Origin of the sequence: Enterobacter sp. MGH 38 (genome assembly GCF_000492855.1) — a bacterium.
Classification (GTDB): domain Bacteria; phylum Pseudomonadota; class Gammaproteobacteria; order Enterobacterales; family Enterobacteriaceae; genus Enterobacter; species Enterobacter hormaechei_C.
Window position 1 is genome coordinate 1,313,370 of the sequence record NZ_KI535608.1, and the last position, 21,798, is coordinate 1,335,167.

24 protein-coding genes are annotated in these 21,798 nt (G+C 55.6%); 15 read left to right on the top strand and 9 right to left on the bottom strand.

All coding sequences use genetic code 11. The annotated features are described in order from the left end of the window. Positions 1–43: 43 nt before the first annotated feature. The 6 genes from glsB (at position 44) to L384_RS05175 (ending at position 5,650) form a co-directional block, all read left to right on the top strand. Positions 44–970 (top strand): glutaminase B, encoded by a 927-nt coding sequence (gene glsB / locus L384_RS05200; protein WP_003857165.1) that lies wholly within the window; start codon positions 44–46, stop codon positions 968–970. Beyond that, positions 970–1,332, top strand: a complete 363-nt coding sequence (locus tag L384_RS05195; protein ID WP_003857163.1) for a DUF4186 domain-containing protein — start codon at positions 970–972, stop codon at positions 1,330–1,332. Before glsB ends, L384_RS05195 begins: the two co-directional genes overlap by 1 nt. 58 nt (positions 1,333–1,390) lie before the next feature. Beyond that, positions 1,391–2,356: a sensor domain-containing diguanylate cyclase gene (locus L384_RS05190; protein WP_003857161.1), complete on the top strand. Its 966-nt coding sequence runs from the start codon at positions 1,391–1,393 to the stop codon at positions 2,354–2,356. An 82-nt stretch (positions 2,357–2,438) separates the two neighbouring features. Continuing rightward, the gene (locus L384_RS05185) at positions 2,439–2,966 is read left to right on the top strand and encodes a GNAT family N-acetyltransferase (RefSeq protein WP_023324650.1); all 528 of its coding nucleotides are present in this window, start codon (positions 2,439–2,441) and stop codon (positions 2,964–2,966) included. A gap of 116 nt (positions 2,967–3,082) precedes the next feature. Further along, positions 3,083–4,534 carry a tagaturonate reductase gene (locus L384_RS05180; RefSeq protein WP_023324651.1) on the top strand — a complete coding sequence of 484 codons (1,452 nt, stop codon included), beginning with the start codon at positions 3,083–3,085 and terminating at the stop codon, positions 4,532–4,534. 201 nt (positions 4,535–4,735) lie between these two features. Then, a complete protein-coding gene (locus L384_RS05175; RefSeq protein WP_003857155.1) occupies positions 4,736–5,650 on the top strand; it encodes a bestrophin family protein in 915 nt (304 codons plus the stop codon). Here the strand turns inward: L384_RS05175 and L384_RS05170 are convergent. Continuing rightward, the gene (locus L384_RS05170) at positions 5,638–6,186 is read right to left on the bottom strand and encodes a GNAT family N-acetyltransferase (RefSeq protein WP_023314155.1); all 549 of its coding nucleotides are present in this window, start codon (positions 6,184–6,186) and stop codon (positions 5,638–5,640) included. The two genes, L384_RS05175 and L384_RS05170, sit on opposite strands and share 13 nt — an antisense overlap. Positions 6,187–6,372: 186 nt before the next feature. Between L384_RS05170 and L384_RS05165 the strand changes: the two genes are divergently transcribed. From L384_RS05165 to L384_RS05140, 6 genes are all read left to right on the top strand, one after another. Then, positions 6,373–6,981: a hypothetical protein gene (locus tag L384_RS05165; protein ID WP_023324652.1), complete on the top strand. Its 609-nt coding sequence runs from the start codon at positions 6,373–6,375 to the stop codon at positions 6,979–6,981. Then, on the top strand, positions 6,978–7,418 hold the full coding sequence (locus tag L384_RS05160) for a GNAT family N-acetyltransferase (RefSeq protein WP_023324653.1): 441 nt from the start codon (positions 6,978–6,980) through the stop codon (positions 7,416–7,418). The genes L384_RS05165 and L384_RS05160 overlap by 4 nt, the downstream gene beginning before the upstream one ends. Before the next feature lie 145 nt (positions 7,419–7,563). Further along, entirely contained in the window at positions 7,564–8,559 is a 996-nt protein-coding gene (locus L384_RS05155) for an alpha/beta fold hydrolase (RefSeq protein ID WP_003857149.1), read from the top strand. 44 nt (positions 8,560–8,603) lie between these two features. Continuing rightward, a complete protein-coding gene (locus L384_RS05150; RefSeq protein ID WP_022651194.1) occupies positions 8,604–9,344 on the top strand; it encodes a response regulator in 741 nt (246 codons plus the stop codon). Continuing rightward, positions 9,341–10,636 carry an ATP-binding protein gene (locus tag L384_RS05145; RefSeq protein WP_023324654.1) on the top strand — a complete coding sequence of 432 codons (1,296 nt, stop codon included), beginning with the start codon at positions 9,341–9,343 and terminating at the stop codon, positions 10,634–10,636. The genes L384_RS05150 and L384_RS05145 overlap by 4 nt, the downstream gene beginning before the upstream one ends. Before the next feature lie 135 nt (positions 10,637–10,771). After that, positions 10,772–11,962 carry a cytochrome c biogenesis protein/redoxin gene (locus tag L384_RS05140; RefSeq protein ID WP_023324655.1) on the top strand — a complete coding sequence of 397 codons (1,191 nt, stop codon included), beginning with the start codon at positions 10,772–10,774 and terminating at the stop codon, positions 11,960–11,962. Between the two features lie 6 nt (positions 11,963–11,968). Here the strand turns inward: L384_RS05140 and tam are convergent, their stop codons facing one another. Together tam and L384_RS05130 are read right to left on the bottom strand one after the other, a co-directional pair. After that, entirely contained in the window at positions 11,969–12,727 is a 759-nt protein-coding gene (gene tam, locus L384_RS05135) for a trans-aconitate 2-methyltransferase (protein ID WP_023324656.1), read from the bottom strand. Positions 12,728–12,811: 84 nt separating this feature from the next. After that, complete coding sequence (locus tag L384_RS05130; RefSeq protein ID WP_023324657.1) at positions 12,812–13,396, bottom strand: NUDIX hydrolase; 585 nt, start codon at positions 13,394–13,396, stop codon at positions 12,812–12,814. Positions 13,397–13,482: 86 nt separating this feature from the next. Here L384_RS05130 and L384_RS05125 point away from each other — a divergent pair, with 86 nt between their 5' ends. Next, a complete protein-coding gene (locus L384_RS05125; RefSeq protein WP_023324658.1) occupies positions 13,483–14,241 on the top strand; it encodes a DeoR/GlpR family DNA-binding transcription regulator in 759 nt (252 codons plus the stop codon). Between the two features lie 104 nt (positions 14,242–14,345). Continuing rightward, positions 14,346–15,638, top strand: coding sequence for a glycoside hydrolase family 28 protein (locus L384_RS05120; RefSeq protein ID WP_023324659.1), 1,293 nt, complete (start codon positions 14,346–14,348; stop codon positions 15,636–15,638). A gap of 177 nt (positions 15,639–15,815) precedes the next feature. On the opposite strand, the gene L384_RS05115 is transcribed toward L384_RS05120, so the two are convergent. The 3 genes from L384_RS05115 to L384_RS05105 form a co-directional block, all read right to left on the bottom strand. After that, positions 15,816–16,301, bottom strand: a complete 486-nt coding sequence (locus L384_RS05115; protein ID WP_003857133.1) for a GNAT family N-acetyltransferase — start codon at positions 16,299–16,301, stop codon at positions 15,816–15,818. Next, complete coding sequence (locus tag L384_RS05110; RefSeq protein ID WP_003857131.1) at positions 16,289–16,555, bottom strand: type II toxin-antitoxin system TacA family antitoxin; 267 nt, start codon at positions 16,553–16,555, stop codon at positions 16,289–16,291. Before L384_RS05110 ends, L384_RS05115 begins: the two co-directional genes overlap by 13 nt. Before the next feature lie 63 nt (positions 16,556–16,618). Then, complete coding sequence (locus L384_RS05105) at positions 16,619–17,548, bottom strand: LysR family transcriptional regulator (RefSeq protein WP_022651200.1); 930 nt, start codon at positions 17,546–17,548, stop codon at positions 16,619–16,621. Between the two features lie 129 nt (positions 17,549–17,677). Between L384_RS05105 and L384_RS05100 the strand changes: the two genes are divergently transcribed. After that, on the top strand, positions 17,678–19,066 hold the full coding sequence (locus tag L384_RS05100; RefSeq protein WP_023324660.1) for an MFS transporter: 1,389 nt from the start codon (positions 17,678–17,680) through the stop codon (positions 19,064–19,066). Between the two features lie 21 nt (positions 19,067–19,087). Here L384_RS05100 and L384_RS05095 read toward each other — a convergent pair whose 3' ends face one another. From L384_RS05095 to L384_RS05085, 3 genes are read right to left on the bottom strand one after another with little or no spacing between them, the layout of a single operon-like run. Continuing rightward, entirely contained in the window at positions 19,088–20,083 is a 996-nt protein-coding gene (locus L384_RS05095; RefSeq protein WP_023314163.1) for a DUF2891 domain-containing protein, read from the bottom strand. 9 nt (positions 20,084–20,092) lie between these two features. Continuing rightward, positions 20,093–21,079: a DUF979 domain-containing protein gene (locus tag L384_RS05090; protein WP_003857123.1), complete on the bottom strand. Its 987-nt coding sequence runs from the start codon at positions 21,077–21,079 to the stop codon at positions 20,093–20,095. Next, the gene (locus L384_RS05085; protein WP_023324661.1) at positions 21,076–21,798 is read right to left on the bottom strand and encodes a DUF969 domain-containing protein; all 723 of its coding nucleotides are present in this window, start codon (positions 21,796–21,798) and stop codon (positions 21,076–21,078) included. Before L384_RS05085 ends, L384_RS05090 begins: the two co-directional genes overlap by 4 nt.

Consider the following 21,798-nt stretch of genomic DNA (forward strand, 5'->3'; position numbering starts at 1 on the left):
TTATACTCGCAGCCCGTTTTAGCCTGAGGGCAAGGAGCAAAGTGTGGCTGCGGTCATCCATAATGAGATGCTGGACGAGATTCTGGCGCAGGTTCGTCCGTTACTGGGGCAGGGTAAGGTTGCCGATTACATTCCCGCGCTGGCCTCGATCAGCGGTAATAAGCTCGGCATCGCCATTTGTACTGTCGACGGGCAGCGTTTTCAGGCGGGAGACGCGCTGGAGCGATTTTCCATTCAGTCGATCTCAAAAGTGCTTAGCCTCGTTGCCGCCATGCGCCAGTATGACGAGCAGGAGATCTGGCAGCGGGTGGGCAAAGATCCGTCCGGTCAGCCGTTTAACTCCCTTCTTCAGCTGGAAATCGAACAGGGTAAGCCGCGTAACCCATTTATTAACGCCGGGGCGCTGGTGGTGTGCGATATGCTGCAAAGCCGGCTGAGCGCGCCGCGCCAGCGGATGCTCCAGATTGTGCGGCAGCTTTCCGGCGTGCAGGATATCGCCTACGATCCGGTGGTAGCGCGCTCTGAGTTTGAACACTCTGCACGTAACGCCGCCATCGCCTGGCTGATGAAGTCCTTCGGCAACTTTCATAATGACGTTGCCACGGTGCTGCAAAACTATTTTCATTACTGCGCGCTGAAGATGAACTGCGTTGAACTGGCGCAGACTTTTCTGTTTCTGGCGCATCAGGGCCATGCCCCTCATCTGGGCGAGGACGTTGTCTCCCCGATGCAGGCCCGGCAGATCAACGCCTTAATGGCAACCAGCGGAATGTATCAGAATGCCGGGGAGTTTGCCTGGCGCGTGGGGCTGCCGGCTAAATCCGGCGTTGGCGGTGGGGTCGTGGCGATTGTCCCCCACGAGATGGCGATTGCCGTCTGGAGCCCGGAACTGGACGAGACCGGAAATTCACTGGCGGGCGTAGCGGCGCTGGAACAGCTGACCAAACGTCTTGGACGGTCCGTATACTGATGTCCACGTTAGATCCTCTGTTCGCGCGCCTGGCTCGCTCCACGTTTCGTTCACGATTTCATTTAGGGACGAAAGAGCGGCAATACTGCTGGGATAAGGGCGCAGAGACTATCGATAAGCATGCCGCCGATTTTGTCGCCGCGCGGCTGGCGCCTGCACACCCGGTGAATGACGGTAAGCAGACGCCGATGCGCGGCCATCCGGTTTTTATCGCCCAGCATGCCACGGCAACCTGCTGTCGGGGCTGTCTGGCTAAGTGGCACGCTATTCCGCAGGGCGTGCCGCTGAGTGCGCAGCAACAACAGTATATCGTCAACGTAATCCATCATTGGCTGGTCATAGAGGTAAATCGTGCCTCCTGAACTGACAATGTCTCTGTTTAAGCTACGCTTTTACTAATGCTCAGCGTCAGGAGACGTTATGAAGGCACCTCAAATTCCCGTTAATGAAGCGGAGCGCATGAATGCGCTGCGCGAATCCGGTCTGCTTGAGATCGACAATTATCCCGCGTTTGATCGTCTTACGCGGCTGGCAACACGCTTTTTCAGGGTGCCGCTGGCGATGATTACGCTGGTGGATGACCACGCCGCGATCGTGAAATCTGCTGACGGCCGGGCACTCGCCAGCCAGCCTCGCGACCTCTCGTTTTGCGGTCATACGATCCTGGGTGACGCGCCGCTGGTGGTGAGTGACACGCTCCTGGACGAACGCTTCGCGGATAATCCGCAGGTGGCGGGAGGTCCGGGCGTGCGCTTTTATGCCGGTTTCCCGCTGCGTTTACGCGACGGGGCGTGCGTAGGATCGTTGTGTCTCATTGATTACGCGCCGCGGGAGTTTACCGCTGCGGATGCCGCCGTACTGGCCGATCTCAGCGCGCTGGCGGAGGATGAATTTGCAGCCGTTAGCGCCGCCACGACCGATGAACTCACGGGATTGTTTAACCGTCGCGGGTTTAACCAGTTTGCGCAGTTTGCACTGTCGGTTTCGCAGCGTCGGGCAGAACCGTTAACCCTTGGCTGGCTGGATCTGGACCATTTCAAAACCATTAACGATCGCTTCGGACATCAGGAGGGTGACAAAGCTCTGAAAGCGATGGCCGCCCTGATGCGTTCCTCGTTCCGCGAGGCCGATCTGCTGGTACGTTTCGGGGGAGATGAGTTCGCGGTGCTGTTTGCGGATACCGATGAGCCTGGCGCCTGGATCGCCATGCAGTATCTCGTCGAACAAACGGAAAAGTATAACGCGCGTCAGCTGCATCCCTGGTCGTTACAGTTCTCCTGGGGGCTGAGCGAGTTCGATCATCACCGCAACGATATTCAGGCATGGTTAAAACACGCGGATGCGCAAATGTACGCCATGAAGCGGCAACACCACGGCGAAAAATGACATAACGAAATCCTATGTCATCGCTTATTGCGTTACAAAAATGTTAATAGCAAAGTGGAGAGATTCAACCTAAGGACGCGCAATGAACTCTCCCATGCTGATTAAACCTCTCTCCCGACAGGACATCCTCACCCACATTGATGCCCTGAACGATATTCTCGTCAACTGTGTCAACGGCGGCGCCTCCGTCAGCTTTATGCTGCCTTTTTCTGCCGCGAAAGCCCAAACCTTCTGGCTCGGCGTCGCAGACAGCGTCGGGCGCGACGAGCGTACCGTCCTGGGCTGTTTTGATGCGGAGCAGGGGCTGGTTGGCACGGTCCAGCTGATTACCGATCAGCCTGAAAACCAGCCGCACCGTGCTGATGTCGCGAAACTGCTGGTTCATGAGAAAGCGCGCCGTAAAGGGGCGGCAATGGCGCTGATGGAATCCCTGGAGGCGGTTGCGCGTGAAAAAGCGCTTACGGTGCTGGTGCTTGATACCTCAACCGGCAGCGGCGCGGAGACGTTTTATCAGAGAGCGGGCTGGCAAAAGGCGGGGGAGATCCCACGCTACGCCCTGATGCCGAACGGGGACATGACGGCGACCTCGATGTTCTATAAATTTCTTTGATATTTTTCACCATCGCGTCCTGAGTTGATCCAGACAGGGGTTCTGGTCCTGAAGTTTTGATAAGTTATCACACCAATCTTATCAGGCTGTATGACTAATCATAAAGGACCTCCATTGTGAACACTCTCAACCGTCGTGATTTTCCCGGTGCGTGCTACCCTGAACGTATCATCCAGTTTGGCGAAGGTAACTTCCTGCGCGCGTTCGTTGACTGGCAAATCGACCTCTTAAACGAGCATACCGATCTCAATGCCGGTGTGGTGATTGTGCGGCCGATCCAGAGCGATTTTCCGCCGTCGCTGAGCACCCAGGATGGTCTGTATACCACAATTATTCGTGGTCTGAATGAGCAGGGAGAAGCGGTAAGCGATGCGCGTCTTATTCGTTCCGTAAATCGTGAAATCAGCGTCTACAGCCAGTACGATGAATTTCTGGCGCTCGCCCATAACCCGGACATGCGGTTTGTCTTCTCCAATACCACGGAGGCGGGCATCAGCTATCATGCGGGGGATAAGTTTGACGATGCGCCTGCTGCCAGCTATCCGGCCAAACTGACGCGTCTGCTGTTCGAACGCTTTACCTACTTTAACGGGGCTGCGGATAAAGGCTGGATCATTATTCCTTGTGAGCTTATCGACTACAACGGCGATGCCCTGCGTGAACTGGTGCTACGTTATGCACAGGAGTGGGCACTGCCGGCGGCATTCATTGCGTGGCTGAATGATGCTAACACTTTCTGTTCGACGCTGGTTGACCGCATTGTTACCGGCTATCCGCGTGATGAGGTGGCAGAGCTGGAAGCCGGGCTGGGCTATCACGACAGCTTCCTCGACACGGCGGAACATTTCTATCTGTTTGTTATTCAGGGGCCGAAATCACTTGCAGCTGAACTGCGCCTGGATAAATACCCACTCAACGTCCTGATTGTTGACGATATCAAACCGTATAAAGAGCGTAAGGTGGCGATCCTCAACGGCGCGCACACGGCGCTGGTTCCGGTCGCTTTTCAGGCCGGCCTGGATACGGTTGGGGAAGCCATGAACGACGCGGAAATTTGCGCGTTCGTAGAGAGAGCTATTTATGAGGAGATTATTCCGGTCCTGGATCTGCCGCGCGACGAGCTGCACTCCTTCGCCAGTGCCGTAACGGGGCGTTTCCGTAATCCGTACATTAAGCATCAGCTGCTGTCGATTGCACTGAACGGGATGACCAAGTACCGCACCCGCATTCTGCCGCAACTGCTGGCAGGGCAGAAGGTGACCGGCAAACTGCCAGCACGTCTGACCTTTGCTCTGGCGGCGCTGATTGCATTTTACCGTGCCGAGCGCAACGGTGAGCGCTATCCGGTGCAGGACGATGCGCACTGGCTTGAACGTTACCAGCAGCTGTGGACGCAACATCACGACAAACAGGTCACTACCCGTGAACTGGTATCGTCGGTGTTAAGCGTGAGCGAGCACTGGGAACAGGATCTCACTCTGGTGAACGGACTGGTAGAACAGGTTGCGCTGGATCTGGATGCAATTTTAAGCAAAGGCATGCGCGATGCGGTAAAACCGCTCTGCTAATCATAATGCCCGGCGTTGGCCGGGTTTTTTAAAGACCCTATTTAGTTACAACATACTATCCGTTCTTTTTTTAGAAAGCACTTGCGGCACCGTGCGGTTCAGGCTTAACAGGTCAGAAAATGCAATGAACTATTAACATGCTTGCAACCGTGAGGGGGATCACGTTTAATAGCCGCGCTCTTTACTTTTCTGAAGCTGATTATGATTGTTCGTCCTCAACAGCACTGGCTGCAACTGATTTTTGTCTGGCATGGTTCGGTACTTCCCAAAATTTATACCCGACTGCTGCTTAACTTCCTGCTTTCCATCGCCGTGATTGTCATGCTGCCGTGGTACACCTCGCTGGGTATCCGGTTTACCGTCGCGCCGTTCAGCATTCTGGGTGTGGCTATCGCCATCTTCCTGGGGTTTCGCAATAACGCCTGTTATTCGCGCTACGTTGAGGCGCGTCTGCTTTGGGGGCAGTTGATGATAGCGGCGCGCTCGCTGTTTCGCGAGGTAAAAAACACCTTGCCGGATGATAAACATCTTGGAGAGTTTGTCCGCCTGCAAATCGCGTTTGCTAACTGTCTGCGAATGACTCTACGCAGAGAAACCAATGCCGATCAGCTGTCCCGCTATCTGGCTCCAGACGATTTACGCAAAGTGATGGACGCCAACTCGCCGGCGAACCGTATCCTGCTGATCATGGGGGAGTGGCTGGCCGTGCGGCGGCGTAGCGGGCACCTTTCAGACATTCTGTTTCACAGCCTCAACAACCGCCTGAATGATATGTCCATCGTGCTGGCTGGCTGTGAGCGTATCGCCAATACGCCAGTCCCGTTTGCCTATACGCTGATCCTGCACCGGACGGTGTATCTGTTCTGCATCATGCTGCCGTTTGCGCTGGTCGTTGACCTGCATTACATGACGCCCTTTGTCTCTGCACTGATTTCCTACACCTTTATCTCGCTGGACACGCTGGCGGAAGAGCTGGAAGATCCGTTTGGGACGGAAGATAACGATCTGCCGCTGGACGCCATCTGCAACATGATGGAGCGCGATCTGTTGCAGATGAACGATGAAGAGAACATACCTGAAAGACTGATGCCGGATAAGCATTATCAGCTGACCTGACGGGCATTCCACTCGTCGCGGGTGATTTCCCACAGCTCCGAATCCAGCAGACCGCTGACATAGGCTTTCTTCTCCGTCCTGATGAGCCGCATGCCGCTGCTGTCTGAAATACATCGGGAGCGGCTGTTTGCAGCCGCTTTCGGCGCGCGCAACACCGGTTTATTGAGCGTATTGAACCAGTAATCCGTGGCCGCAATACTCGCCTCGCGCATATATCCCTGGCCCTGAAATTCCGGCGCGAGCCAGAAGCCCCGATTGTTGTCCTCCACGTCATACAGGCAAATCAACCCCATCAGTTCGTCAGGCGCTTCGCGACGGCGAATCGTCCAGAACCACGCAATCCCTTTGGCCATATCGGGCAGTGCAACGTTGTTGACATAATTTTCTGCACCGTTTTCCGGGTAGGGCCAGGGGACTGAAGCCACCATATAGCGGACAATCTCCCAGCGCGGATAGTGTTGCTGGATCTGGACGGCATCTTCTGCAATCAGGGGGCGTAATATCAGGCGCTCGGTGGTAAGCGTGGGTATGGTCATCCGCTGATCTCCATAATTAAGCGTTATGCTTTTGTTTGGGTTCTGGTATTTTCATCTTAATAACATTCTGTTGCGATGTACTGTACTTTAGATACGATGAAAACGATGTTGAGTTAACGTAATCAACCGGCCTGAAAAGGTGAAGGAATACATTATCGGTACTATCCAGTCACTGGCGGTTTTTTGATGAAAATTCTGCACTTGTTAACCGGACACGTTTCTTACGAGCTCCTGCAACACGGAAAACGGATTGAGGACGCTATTGCCCGCCATGACAATGATTTATTAAACCATTCCACACCCGAACTGGAGCGGTATTTTTCACGCCCGCTTAGTGAGCTGCCACGGCAAAATGCTTATCCGGTAGCGATATTATTACCGCTATTTCTGGTGATTTTTGCGTTTAATTTGCTGCCATTTCTCCAGACAATATCCAGTATGTCGCCAACGCTACATACACTCAGTTTTTTTGTCCCATCGCTAGCGATACTTATCTTCCTGATGCTCGCGAGTGCCTTCCTTGCCCGGGGATACACTTCAGGGCTATCAGGGTTTTTAGCGCTTTTCATCATCCTGCTGACATTAACGGTACTGCAATGGCTTCACTATCTGACCATTTCTGATGGCAGTAGCTGGCAGCTGATCATTGCAACGATCGCTTTGGTAATTAGCCGTATGGTGTTAAACAGTCGAGGCTTTGTGCTGTTCACGCTATATTGTCGTTCGAAGCGTCTTGCCACGCTGGCTCGCATCATGCGCCTAAAGAGCGGCAAGGATAATGTGAGGAACACATGACACTCATCGTACGCCCGTTACAGACAGAAGATTACCCACAATGGCGACCGCTGTGGGATGGCTATACCCATTTTTATGAGTGCTACCTTGACGAGTCCGTTACCGCGGCCACCTGGGACAGGGCGCTCGCAGATTCATCATCTCTGTTTTGCCGTGTCGTGGAGAAGGACGGCCGCGTCATCGGCTTCGCCATGTGCGTCCTGCATGAAGGGACCTGGTCAACCGCGCCCGTTTGCTATCTGGAAGATCTGTTTGTTGACGCTGCCGAACGTGGCGCAGGGGCGGGTAAAGCGCTTATCGACGCCCTGATCGATGAAGGCAAGCGGGAAGGGTGGTCAAAACTCTACTGGGTAACCCGCATGAACAATCCGGCGCGTAAGCTGTATGATCACTATGGTGAAGCCGACGATTACGTCCGGTACCGAATCTCGCTTTAGTCGTTTAATACCTGGGTTTGTATCACACTGTATCTGCCTCTGTGATACATACACAGGTATGCAATAAAACCGCATCCGCACACATCTCCTGTACAAACGCATGGTGTTATATCTCCGTCAACTGAACTTACCCGGAGATAACATCATGTTTAATAAACTCGCATACTCAGCCGTCGCCCTGACCGTATCACTTGGCACCGTGATGTCCTGCCAGGCAGAAGCGACGGGTAAGGATTACGCGTCGGCCTTTAACCAGGTTAAACAGATTAACGCTGGCGATTTGAACGTCGGTTACGTCGATATCGGGCCAAAAGAGGGGCAACCGGTGATCCTGCTGCATGGCTGGCCGTACGACATTCACAGTTATGCAGAAGTGGCCCCCGCGCTGGCCGCGAAGGGGTATCGTGTCATTGTGCCGTCCCTGCGCGGGTACGGCACCACACGCTTTATTTCTGATAAAACGCCGCGAAACGGCCAGCCTTCGGCAATGGCAAAAGACATCGTCAACCTGATGGACGCCCTGAATATCAAACAGGCGGTGTTTGCCGGTTATGACTGGGGGGCACGTACGGCAGATATCGTTGCAGCGCTCTGGCCGGAACGGGTGAAATCGCTGGTCTCGGTAAGTGGCTACCTGATCAGCAGCCAGGCGATTGGCAAACAACCTTTACCGCCGAAGGCAGAGGTTCAGTGGTGGTATCAGTTCTATTTCGCCACGCCGCGCGGGGCGGAGGGCTATGCTAAAAATACGCACGATTTTGCCCGGTTGATTTGGTCCCAGGCTTCGCCTGACTGGAAATTCAGCGATGCCACCTTCAATGCCAGCGCCAAATCCCTCGATAACCCGGACCACGTTGCCGTCACGCTCAGTAATTACCGCTGGCGTCTGGGGCTGGAGAAGGGTGAGCAGAAATATGACGCCTACGAACAAAAGCTAGCTACGCTGCCGAATATTACGGTGCCGACCATCACCATCGAGGGTGGTAACAACGGAGCACCACATCCTGCACCCGCAGCCTATGCGGGGAAATTCACCGGAAAATATGAGCACCGTACTTTCGGCGCAACGGTTGGCCACAACCCGCCGCAGGAAGATCCGCAGGACTTTGTTAAAGCCGTTGTCGACGCGGATAAGCTCTGATATGTGCTATTTTCAATCCGTTACCTCTTAATCAGGAGCCTGCGGTGGAGCATATTGATCACATCCTTGTCGTCGATGACGACAGGGATATTCGTGAACTGATTGTCGATTACCTCGTGAAATCCGGCTACCACGCCTCTGGCGCGGCGAACGGGAAAGAGATGCGCGTAGTGCTCGACAAACAGCATATCGACCTGGTGGTGCTGGACGTGATGATGCCCGGCGATGATGGCCTGACGCTGTGTCGACAGCTGCGCAGCAGCAGGCATAAGGATCTGCCGATCCTGATGCTCACCGCGCGCAACGAGGACACGGACCGGATCCTGGGACTGGAGATGGGCGCCGACGATTATGTGGTGAAACCGTTTGTGGCCCGCGAACTGCTGGCGCGTATCAAAGCTATCCTGCGTCGTTTTCGTACAATGCCGCCTAATCTTCAGGTGACCGAGGCAGGGCGCCTGGTGGTGTTCGGTGAATGGCAACTGGATACCGTGGCGCGTCATCTGATTGATAACGAGGGGATGGTTGTGGCGCTCAGCGGGGCGGAATATCGCCTTTTGCGCGTATTCCTCGATCATCCTCAACGGGTGCTGACCCGCGATCAGCTGCTGAACCTGACGCAGGGACGTGATGCCGAGCTGTTTGAGCGTTCGATTGATCTCCTGGTGAGCCGCGTGCGACAGCGCCTGAATGAAGATGCCCGCACGCCGGCCTACATTAAAACCGTTCGCAGCGAAGGCTACGTTTTTACCATGCCGGTGACCATCGTCGAGGCCAATGAATGACGCTGTGGCCCCGCACCTTACTGGCCCGGCTGCTGATCATTGTGCTGCTTGGACTCTTACTGGCTAACGCGCTCAGCCTGACGCTGGTCATGGTTGAGCGAATGCACAGCGCGCGCACGGTTATGCTGGGCAATCTTGAGAATGACGTGGCGACCAGCGTGGCCATTCTCGACCGGCTTCCGGCCAAAGAGAGGCCAGAGTGGCTGGAACGGCTCAGTCGCGGTAATTATCGTTATATCCTTGGCCCCGGCGAGGCAGGCGCCGCACCAACGGACAAGCGCTCGCGGGATGCAATTCGCACCCTGAAAGAGACGCTTTCAGCCCAATATCCGCTCCAGTTTACGGCGGTGCCAGGGCCAATCTCCCATATTCAGGCCCATCTGACGCTCCGCGACGGCGCACCGCTCACTATCGATCTGATCCCGCGCATGCCGCCTGTCGCCAGCTGGTTACCCGTGGTGCTAGTTCTTCAGCTGTTACTTGTCGCGCTCTGCTCCTGGATTGCCGTACGCCAGGTTGTCCGGCCTTTCCTGCAATTCACGCGTGCGGTTGATTCCCTCGATCCTGCGGCCCATTCACCGATGACTGAAAAAGGACCGGTTGAAGTGCGCCAGGCTGCACACGCTTTTAATGAGATGCAGTCGCGGATACAAACGTATCTGCGTGAACGCGCGCAGATTCTGGCGTCCATTTCTCACGATCTCCAGACGCCCATCACGCGAATGAAGCTGCGGATCGAAATGGCAGATCAGCCCGAACTCCGCGATAAGCTGCTGAGCGACCTGGATAATATGTCGCGCCTGGTACGGGAGGGGATTGCCTATGCCCGGTCATCAGAATCACTGGAAGAGACCACGCTGAAGCTGGAGCTGAACGCGTGGGTTAACAGCATCGCCAGTGATTATCAGGACATTGGTAAAAACGTGCAGTTTCATGCACGCAATGCGCGTCTGCCGATCGTTACTCGTCCACAGGCATTGCGCAGGGTAATGACCAATCTGCTGGATAATGCGCTCAAGTTTGGCGATAGCGCGGTTATAGAGATTGATGAAGATGAAAGGCAGGTAGCGATCCGCATTATGGATAACGGCCCCGGCATCCCGGAGGCAGAACTGGAGGCGGTGTTACAGCCGTTCTACCGGGTTGAAACGTCGCGCAACCGCGAAACGGGCGGCACCGGGTTAGGCCTCGCCATTGCCGCGCAGCTCACCGCCCAGCTTGACGGGAAATTGCATATTGCAAACCGGGCAGAGGGCGGGTTGGCCGTAAGCGTGACTCTTCCGCGCGGTTAATTGTACGCCTGTGTATCTGCACCCCATGCCGATACGCAGGCAGACAAAATTCAGCTTTTCGCACACGGCCTGAACACATTCGTACGGTCAAATAACCTCACTGCACCTTCGCAGCAACCGTATCGTGAGGTCGTTATGTTTCTGATAATCGCTTTTTTGGGCGGCATGATTAGCCTGCTCAGTCCGTGCACGCTTCCCGTCATTCCTCTGCTGTTCGCTGGCTTTCAGGGGCAGCGCAAACACATTCTGGCGCTTCTGGCGGGAATGATTGTGATGTTCACGTTGGTGGCGATGGTAGTAACGGTTGCCAGCGAGTGGATCGCTGACGCCACCGTTATCGGTCGCTGGATTGCGCTGCTGATACTGAGCATTGCCGCCCTGGCTCTGATCTTCCCGCAGTTTGCTCAGCGCATTGCCCGTCCGGCGGTCAGTGCGGGAAACGTTCTCAACACCCACAGCGTTCAGCGACACGGCCTGGTTTCGGCTTTTCTGGCAGGGCTGGCCGTTGGACTTCTGTGGTCCCCCTGTGCCGGACCGATTCTCGGGGCGATCTTCAGCATTAATATTGCGGGCCACTCGGCCATCGCAACCGGAGCGCTGTTAGCCGCTTACGGCAGTGGGGGCGCGTTGATGCTGGGGCTGCTTGTCGCGGGGGGCCGTAAGCTGATAACCCCTCTGAGAGCCAAATCCGCATTGATGGCGCGTTTGCGTCAGGGAGCGGGAGTGATGATGTTAGCTGCCGTTGCGTTCAACGCCAGCGGGATGACCTCAGCCCTGAAAGGTGCCAACGGTATTGCCGACCAGCTGGAAAACGCTCTGTTGAGCCTTGCGCAACCATCCTCCACGCAGGTGAAACTGCAACCAGTCGCTGACGCAACGCCAAGCAGCCAGCTACCATCATTAAGCGGCGGTACGGGCTGGGTAAACGGTGACCCTGTCACGTCTGAGGCCTTGCGGGGGAAAGTTGTGCTTATCGATTTCTGGACCTGGGACTGTATCAACTGCCAGCATACCCTTCCGCATGTTCGAGACTGGGCGAAGAAATATGAGTCACAAGGTCTGGTGGTGATTGGCGTCCATACCCCGGAATACCCCTGGGAAAAGCCGTTATCATCGGTGAAAAACGCGGTCAATAAATGGCAGCTGCCGTACCGCGTAGTGACGGATAATAACTACAAAATCTGGAGCGCGTTCGGAAATCAGTACTGGCCAGCGCATTACTATTTCGATGCGAAAGGGCAACTGCGTTACACCGCGTTTGGCGAAGGTAACTACGACAAGCAGGAGGCCGTGATTCAGCAGTTGCTCAAGGAAGCGCGTTCCTGATCCGGCTTACGGAACCCGCTGAGCCACCATAAACAGGCGCGGAAAAGCCAGCAGTATCTGCCCGTTCTCCTGGAGCGGATACTGCTCTTCCAGCAGCTCAAGGTAGCGTTTCAGATAGTTTTTCTGCTCGCTTTCGTTGAGTTCCTGTAACCACGGCCGTAACCCCGTCGCGCTGACCCAGTCAATAATCGCCTGATGAGAGCTCATCTGATGGAAGTAGGTGGTGCGCCAGATATCCACGTCACATCCCGCTTCCGTCAGAATATCGTAGTAGGCATGGATACCCGGCAATGGCTCGCGGCCACGATCGGGGTAGCCCTGTTCCCAGGCAACTTCACGCATCAGGGCGTGCGTCGGCTCAAGCCAGTTGTCAGGCATTTGCACCGCCAGCACGCCGTTTAACTGGAGCAGTGAAACCAGGTGTGGCAGAAGGTGGTAATGGTCCGGGATCCATTGCAATGAGGCGTTGGCGTAGATCAGGCTGAGCGGCTGGTCAGGTTTGTAGTGACGGATATCCGCCTCAATAAAGTAGCAGTCTGGCAGGGCCTGTCGGGCTTCCTCCAGCATGGCCGGGGAGTTATCCACGCCGGCGATCTGCGCAGAAGGCCAGCGCTGTTTCAGCAGCGCGGTGCTGTTGCCTGGCCCGCAGCCCAAATCCACGGCTGAGGTTATGTCAGCAAGCGGCACCCGGGCCAGTAACTCAGCGGCGGGACGAGTGCGTTCTGCGCTGTACTGTAGATAAAGAGAGGGATCCCAGTCGGCCATTTTCGCATCTCCATGTTGAGGTGTTCAGCAAGAATAGCACAGGCAAATACCTGCGCCGGGGCAGGTATCTGGCTAATGGTGAGATTATAAAATGCCTTTGAGGGCCAGGTGATAGAGCAGCATGATGGTTTTTCCGTCGACGATCTGCCCATTTTCAATGCCCCGAAGCGCGTCGTCCAGCGTCATTTCCAGCACGTCGATATCTTCCCCCTCAGCTTTAACGCCGCCGCCCGCGCTGGTCCGATCCTGCGGATGATATTCCGCCAGATAGAAGTAGAGTTTCTCGGTAACCGAGCCCGGGCTCATATAGGCCTCAAAAATTTTCTCTACGCGCGTCACCTTAAACCCGGTTTCTTCTTCCGCTTCGGCCTTAATCCGGCTTTCCGGGTCAAGGTTATCAAGCAACCCGGCGGCCGCCTCAATGAGATCCTCTTCGTGACCATTGATAAACACCGGGAAACGGAACTGACGCGTCAGAATGACGGTTTTGCTGTCGCGATTATAGAGCAGGATCGTCGCGCCATTCCCCCGGTCATACACTTCACGCTCTTGCCGCTGCCAGTCGCCATCGCTGCGCTGGAAGTCAAAAGTGTATTTTTTTAGGTTATACCAGTTGTCGGACAACGTTTCGCTGTTGATGATGCGTATATCTGCACGTTTTGATTGCACGTTTGGCTCTCCTCTCGTAGAGTAAGCATCATAAACAGCACTATCGTGCAAATACAAGACACATCGTGCAACATCAGGAATAAATCATGCTCACAAGCCAGCGTAAACAGTTGATTCTGGAAAAACTGGAGGCGGAAGGCCAGGTCCAGTCAACTGCGCTCAGCCTCTTTTTCTCGGTGTCTGAGGACACTATCCGCCGGGATTTACGTGAACTGGCGGCAGAAGGGCGTTTGCAGCGTGTTCACGGCGGTGCACTGCCAGCATCTTCAGCGATTGCGCCTTTTGCCGAGCGTCAGTCCGTCAAAATGGATGCAAAAAAACGCGTGGCACGGCGAGGCGCGCAGCTCATTTCACCGGGGCAGGTGGTGATCATTGATGGCGGGACGACCACCTCTGAACTTATTACATTCTTCCCACCCGATTTACCGATAACCGTGGTGACGCACAGCCCGGGTATCGCATTGGGTCTGGTCGGCCATCCGAGCATAGAGGTGATCCTGATTGGTGGTCGTTTGTATAAACACTCCATCGTCACGGTCGGCGCGGCCGCAATTGAAGGCATCAATAATATTCATGCGGATCTGTTTTTCATGGGTGTCACCGGCGTGCATCCTGAGGCCGGGCTGACCACCGGAGATTATGAAGAAGCGTGCATCAAACGTGCATTTTCCGGCAGAGCGGCGGAAACGGTGGTACTGGCCTCGCCGGAAAAGATCAACACGGCCTCGGCGTTCGTGATTGGCGACCTGTCGCTGGTGAATACGCTGGTTGTTGAAAACACAACGGATGAACGCTGGGTGAGCGCCATGAAAGAAAAGGGCGTTACGGTGATCGCAAGCCAGTAAATATCCGCTTTTTTGCCAGCCTGACCGCCAGGCTGTCAAAAAGACAAAGGTTATCCTTCACGCGGATTTCTAGACTAAGGCTTTCATTTGTTTAAGGACAAGCCATGAAAGCGATCTCCATTCTGGCGTGTGGCGCGGACCCAACCGCGCAACGCCTGTCAACGTCTGCCATTCAGCAGGCCATAAACAGTGCTCAAGAGAACGATGTCATTCTTATTCCGCAAGGCCGTTTTCTGACCGGCGCACTGTTTCTGAAAAGCGGTGTTTCGCTTCGCCTGGATGCTGGCGCACAGCTCGTTGGAAGCCAGGATCTGGCTGATTATCCCCTGATAAACACCCGGGTGGCCGGCATTGATATGCGCTGGCCGGCAGGCATTATTAATATCATTGATTGTGAAAACGTCAGCATTACCGGTACAGGCACGATAGACGGGCAGGGTGTCATCTGGTGGCAACGCTTCTGGGGCGACGACGAACGCAGCGGCATGGTTGGCGATTACAGCGCCAGAGGATTACGCTGGGTGGTTGATTACGACTGTCAGCGCCCGCGCAATATCCTGGTCTTTGAAAGCCAGAACATTCTGCTGCGTGATTTTACCAGTCGGGAGTCCGGATTCTGGAACATACACCTCTGTTATTCGCGCCGTATCGCGGTTGAGGGTGTGCAAATCAGCAATTCTGCGGGGCCGAGCACCGACGGGATTGACGTCGACTCCTGCGAACAGGCGCGGATTGAACGCTGCATTGTGTCCTGCAATGACGACAATATTTGCATCAAATCTGGACGAGGACGCGAAGCGGCGCAAAAAGCACGTACCGCGCGCGATATAGTGATTCGAGGATGTACGCTGAATAAGGGATCCGGGATCACGCTGGGGAGTGAAACTTCAGGTGGCATTGAACGCGTCCTGATAGAAGATAACGCGTTTAACGGAACGGGCGTCGGGTTCCGCATTAAGTCGGCCCGCAACCGTGGCGGGTTTATCCGTGATATCACCGTCCAAAATTTACGTCTTACGGACGTACGTTTTCCGGTGCTGATCCAGCTGAACTGGTTTCCGCAGTACAGCTATGGCGACCAGAGCAATTTATCTGATAAACCAGAACACTGGCGCAAGCTGGCTGAAGGTGTTGAGGGCGAAGCCGGTCTTACTGAGGTCAGCGGACTGACGATTAAAAATATGACGGCGCGTCGCTCAGACAACAAATATTTCTCGCGGGCATTTTTCATTGCAGGGTATCCGGAGCGTCCTGTGGCCGGGTTAACGCTGGAGGGGATTTTTATTGACGCGACAGAGTTTGGGAAAATTTCCGGTGTGGATGGGTTGCGCTTTCAGGATGTGCAGGTGACTGCCGTAGAGAACACGCAAGACTGTAACGACAGTTATGAACGTTGATGGCATAGAATCTATGGGCATAATTCGCTGAATGAGCAGAACAAGGCTGGGCCCGAAACGGCTGGATTTGTTCTTAATTAATATTAGTGCGCATAATGTATATTATGTTAAATTGGATATTATGAAGCCTATCCCTCGTCAGATAAGCCCATCGCATCCTACCCCCTCCCTTTGCCTCTACTGAGGAAGCCTGAGAAACAGTGTCCGTTCCTGAGTCTGCGATGCTTTAAAACCATGGTGGATATAAAACGCTTTGGCTTCCTCAGTGAGTGCATGAACCATAATCGCCCGCACCCCGATATTCTCAGCTACCCGATAACAGCGTAAAACCGCATCGTGGAGTAAATCGGCTCCCAACCCGTTTCCGCGTAACGAGACATCAACTGCCAGACGGGCAAGAATAATCACGGGAATGGGATCCGGCATGTTACGCCGCAGATTCCCTGTCGCTTGCGTATGGTTAACGCTGCCGGTAGCCAGTGAGTAAAATCCCGCGACCTGCTTCGTGCCCGTTTTACAAACGACAAAGGTTCGGGCTGCGCCGAGCGCCTGGTTTTTCAGACCTCTTTGTTTTAGCCATTCGTCAAGCACGGCCTCTCCGCTGACGAACTCCGCCAGTTGATGGACGCTGGATAAGGGCTCTGGTGCTGTTACACGTCCCACTGTGGTTTCCTTGCCAGCAGTTTTTCTATGGCCGGATCGTCCGCGACCGGGGCATCGAGCATGTCAATGAACTCTGCGTACTGTTCATCGTTAAAATTGAATACACGTCGATCGAGGATCACATTCTCGGCTGCCTGACAGGCCATCTCCAGAATGAAGTCCGTGCGTGATTTATGGAGGATCTCTGCGGCGGCATCGATAAGCGCCCGCTGGGATTCTTTGGCTCTGAGATTGAGTTGAACATCTGATTTCATAGGTATACCTCTTGTATAGCAATTGCTTTACAAGCATAGCATAAGCGGTGTGTATAGCAATCGCTATACAGAGCCCGAAATTATGTCTGACCTCTCCACACCGCATATCGCAAGAATTTGCTCTCTCAGCCAGCGGTGACCAGGGTCGCGTTCCATTCTTGGGTGCCACATCTGTGAAACCATAATACGACGGCTTTTGAACGGCAGCTCGAACAGATGTACCTGGTCCGTTACCTGCTGATTGAGTAAATAGAGCGCGGGTATCATGGTGATAAGATCCGATTCCAGCGCCACGGACAGTGCCGTCGGAAATCCCGGTACGACGCTGGCGATTTTACGTTTTGTCCCCAGTTCGGCCAGCGCATCGTCAACGGAACCGTGCAACGCGCCCTCGGGTGACGCTACCACATGGCCCCAGGCGACATAATCCTTCACGCCTATTTCTGCCTGCTTAGCCAGCGGGTGTCCCTTACGCACGACGCCCACAAACCGATCCTCAAACAGTCGTTGCAGCCGTATTTCAGGCCCCATATTGCTCTGGACGCCAATCTCCAGATCAACCAGCCCTTCCCGAAGATAGCGCGACGTTTTTTCCGGCTTAGGCGCAAAGCGTATACAGACGTCCGGCGCGGCGTCGGCCACAGCCGCTATAAGCGCAGGCCCAAACGCCACCACAAAACCATCGTTTGCCCTGATGGTAAAAAGGCGCGCCAGACTTTGCGCACTGAACGTTTCAGTTGAGGGCTGCAATACCGCCCTGGCCTCGTGCACTGCACGCCTGGCGCGATCCCGGGTCGCTTCGGCCCACGGGGTCAGTACCATGTTACGTCCGGCGCGCACCAGGATCGGGTCGCCTGTAACGTCGCGTAACCTGCTTAATGTCCGGCTCATGGCCGAGGTGCTGAGGTTCAGACGGCGTGCCGCACCTGCGACACTCGCTTCGCTCAGCAATATGTCGAGTGCAATCAGTAAATTAAAATCTGGATCGGTCATAGCGCTCATTCCTGTACATTCAGATAAGGCGTTTCATGCAACGATAAAGTGCAAATGGTGCGCCTTCCGCCCTGTAAAAGCCATCTTTATAGTTTTGTCATCCATACACTCTTCTCAGAGGACAACCTGATGACGCTCTTTTCCAGTCAACCCGGCGACGAAGGACTGCCTGGCCCGGCGCGCGCACGGGTGATGGCCGCAATTATGACCACCACCTTAATGGGCGTGTTTGATGGCACCATGATCAACATTGCCCTGCCCTCCATGGCTCAGGAGATGCAGGTACCTGCCAGTATTGCCGTCTGGTTCGCCAACGGGTATCTGCTGGCGGCCGCGATGTCGCTGGCGATATTCGCGGCGCTTGCGGCCCGCCTGGGTTATCGCCCCGTTTTTCTGGCAGGTCTGACAACCTTTACCCTGACATCGCTGGGTTGCGCGCTGGCGAAGACGCCCGAAGTGCTCATCGGTATGCGCGTGCTTCAGGGGATCGGCGGCGCGGCGACGCTGAGTATTGCCCCCGCAATCCTGCGATCCGTATTTCCCGGGCGATTACTTGGCCGCATTCTGGGGTTACACGCTCTGCTCATCGCCTCCAGCTCCGCTATCGGGCCGGTATTGGGTGGGACGATCCTTCACACCCTGAGCTGGCAATGGCTGTTTGCGATAAACGTGGTTCCCGGCACCCTCGCCTTACTGCTGGCAGTCAAAGCGCTGCCGCGGGATGCGGTTCGAAAGCAAGCGCCCTTCGACACCCCGGGCGCCATATTGTCGGCGCTGCTGCTGGGGTCGACGATCATGGCGGCGAACAGCCTCCAGGAGGCTACTTATCACCCCGGCAGTCTTTGCTGGACGGTGCTCGCTGCGCTGAGCGGCATGGCGTTTATCTGGCAGATCCGCCGCACGGATAACCCCTTACTGCCGCCGACGATGTTTAAAAATGAACGTTTTACCCTCGCGGCCTTCACGTCAATGATTGCTTTTGTCAGCCAGGGGATCACTTTTATTGCACTGCCTTTCCTGTTTCAGAGCGAATACGGCTACAGTCCGCTGTTGTCTGCCCTGCTGTTTACGCCGTGGCCGCTAGGGATCGTACTGATTGCGCCGCATGCAGGCCGGTGGGCGGACACGATTTCAGCCCCGGCGATATCCACCCTGGGGCTGGTGATTTTTGTCGTGGGTTTGATCCTTCTTGCGACATTACCCGACCGCCCTACAATGTGGGATATCTGCCTGCGGAGTCTGGTATGCGGCATGGGGTTTGGCTGCTTTCAGAGTCCCAATAACCGGGAAATGCTCTCCAACGTTATTCGTGAGCATGCGAGCTATGCATCCGGTGTTTTATCCATTATGCGCACGTTCGGGCAGTGTCTGGGCGCCGCCGCCGTGGCCGTTCTGCTGGCCGCAGATGAAAGGTCAATTCATGTTGCGCTATGGGTCGCAGCCGCAGCTTCTGCGGTAGCGGTCGTCGTCAGCGCGAGTCGGTTGCGTAAAATCACTCATCCTGCGGAAACAGGATGAGCACGAAAATATAACTAAGCGCTACTCCAGCGCCAGCAGCGCAAAACTCGCCAGCCAGTGGCCGCCGCTGTAGTGGCTGCCGACAACATGCTCCACGCTTGCCGAGAGATGGCGCGCAACGGCATCGTGTAATGGCTTCCGGGCGTGATGATTTTCCGGCAGAGCACGGGCAATGTGCTTCATACACCAGGCGCGGCTGAGGTTGAGACCGTCCAGATGCGCGATTTTCGGGTCGGTGCGGTCGCTCACCTCTGCCGGGTTCATCAGCGCAGAAACGGCGCCCACTTCAGGCAGAAACGCATCGAACCAGGCCGGGAAATCCTCCACCACCTTACTCATCAGCAGGGCCTCGGTCAGCGCTCCGGAGATATACTCGTCGCCACCCGGCTCATAATGCGCAGGATATTGCGTGTCCGCGAGGTAAAACCGCGTTGCCGCGTCCAGGATGGCGCGCTCAAGCGTGTCATCGTTCACCGCCCGGGCATAATCCAGCCCCAGCGCGAGCGCAAACGCCGTGTTGTAGTGCGTCCCGACGCGGATCGGATAGGTAAGCTTGCTGAGGTAATCCACCAGCCGCTGGCGAATATCCCGCGTTAACGGTTGCAGCGTCTGGTACCAGCGCTCCGCCTGCGGCAGTGACGATTGCTTCAGCTCCTGCGCCAGCGCCAGCAGCCAGCCGTAGCCATAAGGCCGCTCAAACGACGCGCGGAACGGCGCGGTAAAATAGGCCAACTCCTTCGCCACCTTCTCGTCGGTCAGGTGTTCTTCGAACAGAGTGATGATCTCTTCCCGGCACGGCAGTTCGGGCCAGAGACGCAGGCAGCGCAGCAGCAGCCAGTAGCCGTGCACCGCAGAGTGCCAGTCAAAACAGCCGTAAAAGATCGGGTGCAGCTCGCGAGGCGGCAGAACGTCGCCGTCATCGTTGAGCAGATGCATAATGTGGTTCGGGTATTCCTGACGTAAATAGGTCAACGGCATTCTGGCGAAGGCGTCAGCCTGATGTTGCGTTAATTCCATTGCAGCTCCTTAGCGAAACACGAGGAAATACATTAAGAACACGTTCACCACCAGCAGGGTTAACGCGGTCGGGATCTGGATCTTGATAACCTGATATTTGTCTTTTAGCTCCAGTAGCGCGGCGGGCACAATGTTGAAGTTGGCGGCCATCGGCGTCATCAGCGTGCCGCAATAGCCAGCGTACATACCGATAGCCAGCAGCGGCGCTGGGTTACCGTGATGGACATTAATCAGGAATGGCAGAGCGATACCGGCGCTTAACACCGGGAAGGCTGCGAAGGCGTTACCCATGATCATGGTAAACAGCGCCATCCCCACGCAATAAATGACCACCAGCATGAAGCGGCTGTCCGGGTTCACAAACAGGCTGACCACCTTTTGTACCGATTCGCCGGTATTCGCCACCACAAACACCCCGCCGAGCATGGCGAGCATCTGCGGCAGGATCACCGCCCAGCCAATGGTATCGACCAGCCGACGCGACTGACGAACCGCATGCAGCGGCGTACCTTTTGTCAGCCACCAGCCGGTGAGGATAGCTGCCACACAGGCCACGCACAGCGCCGCCAGCGTAAGCTGTTTCTGGTCGAGCAGATAGACACCGCCAATCGACACGCCTTTCAAAAATAGCGTCCCGATGACCGTTACCACGGGGATCATCAGTGCCGGTAAAAACAGCCAGTTTTTCAGCCGGTTCGACGAGGCAACGCGCTCCTCCTCGGTGGACATTTTATAACGCCCCTTCCCGACCAGCCCGAAACCGGCCAGCAGCGCAATCACGATAACGGCGCCGCCAATAATGCGATACGCCAGGGACTTACCCAGCTCCTGCACCATCAGATCGCCAAACAGGAAGATCCCGCCAAACAGAAACCAGAACAGCGCCGTGGTATAGCGTTTCGGGTTAGCGCGATCGCGAAGGGTCATCACAACCAGCAGCATCACGACGAAGCCGATCAGGTAGTACACGCGGTTAATGGTGATGAGGGTCATCATTGTGCGATCTCCTGCGTACCCTGCTCTGCTTTCCAGGCCATCACGTCGCGACGAATGCTGGCATCAAGGCGTAGCAGACGCGTCATATGGATGATCAGTGCCGCAATGGCGGTCGGAATGGCCCACAGGCCGATATGCAGCGGTTCGATCCCCTCGATCCCGTTCTCTTTCAGGAACGCATCAATCAGCAGTACCGCGCCAAAGGCGATAAAAATATCTTCCCCAAAGAAAACCGCGATATTGTCACACGCGGCGGCATGGGCTTTGATTTTGTCGCGGATAGTCTGCGGCAGTTCCCCGTATTCATTCAGAGCGGCCCCTTCCGCCATCGGCGCCAGCAGCGGACGCACCGTTTGCGCGTGGCCGCCAAGCGACATCAGGCCCAGCGCAGCCGTTCCTTCGCGGGCAACAAAGTAGAGCATCAGGATACGCGCCGAGGTGGCGCTGGCGATCTTCGCGACCCAGGCCTGGGCGCGTTCTTTCAGCCCGTAATACTCTAATAGGCCAATCACCGGCAGGATCAGAATGAAGGTGGCAAGCGATCGGCTATTCACGAACTTTTCGCCAAAGGTTTCCAGCAGCATACCGAAATCCATGCCAACCAGCAGGCCCGTCGCCAGGCCCGCCACCACGACAACCAGCAGCGGGTTGAAACGCAGTGCAAAACCAATAACCACCACCGGAATCCCGATAAGTGGCAACAGTGTAGAACTGTCCAT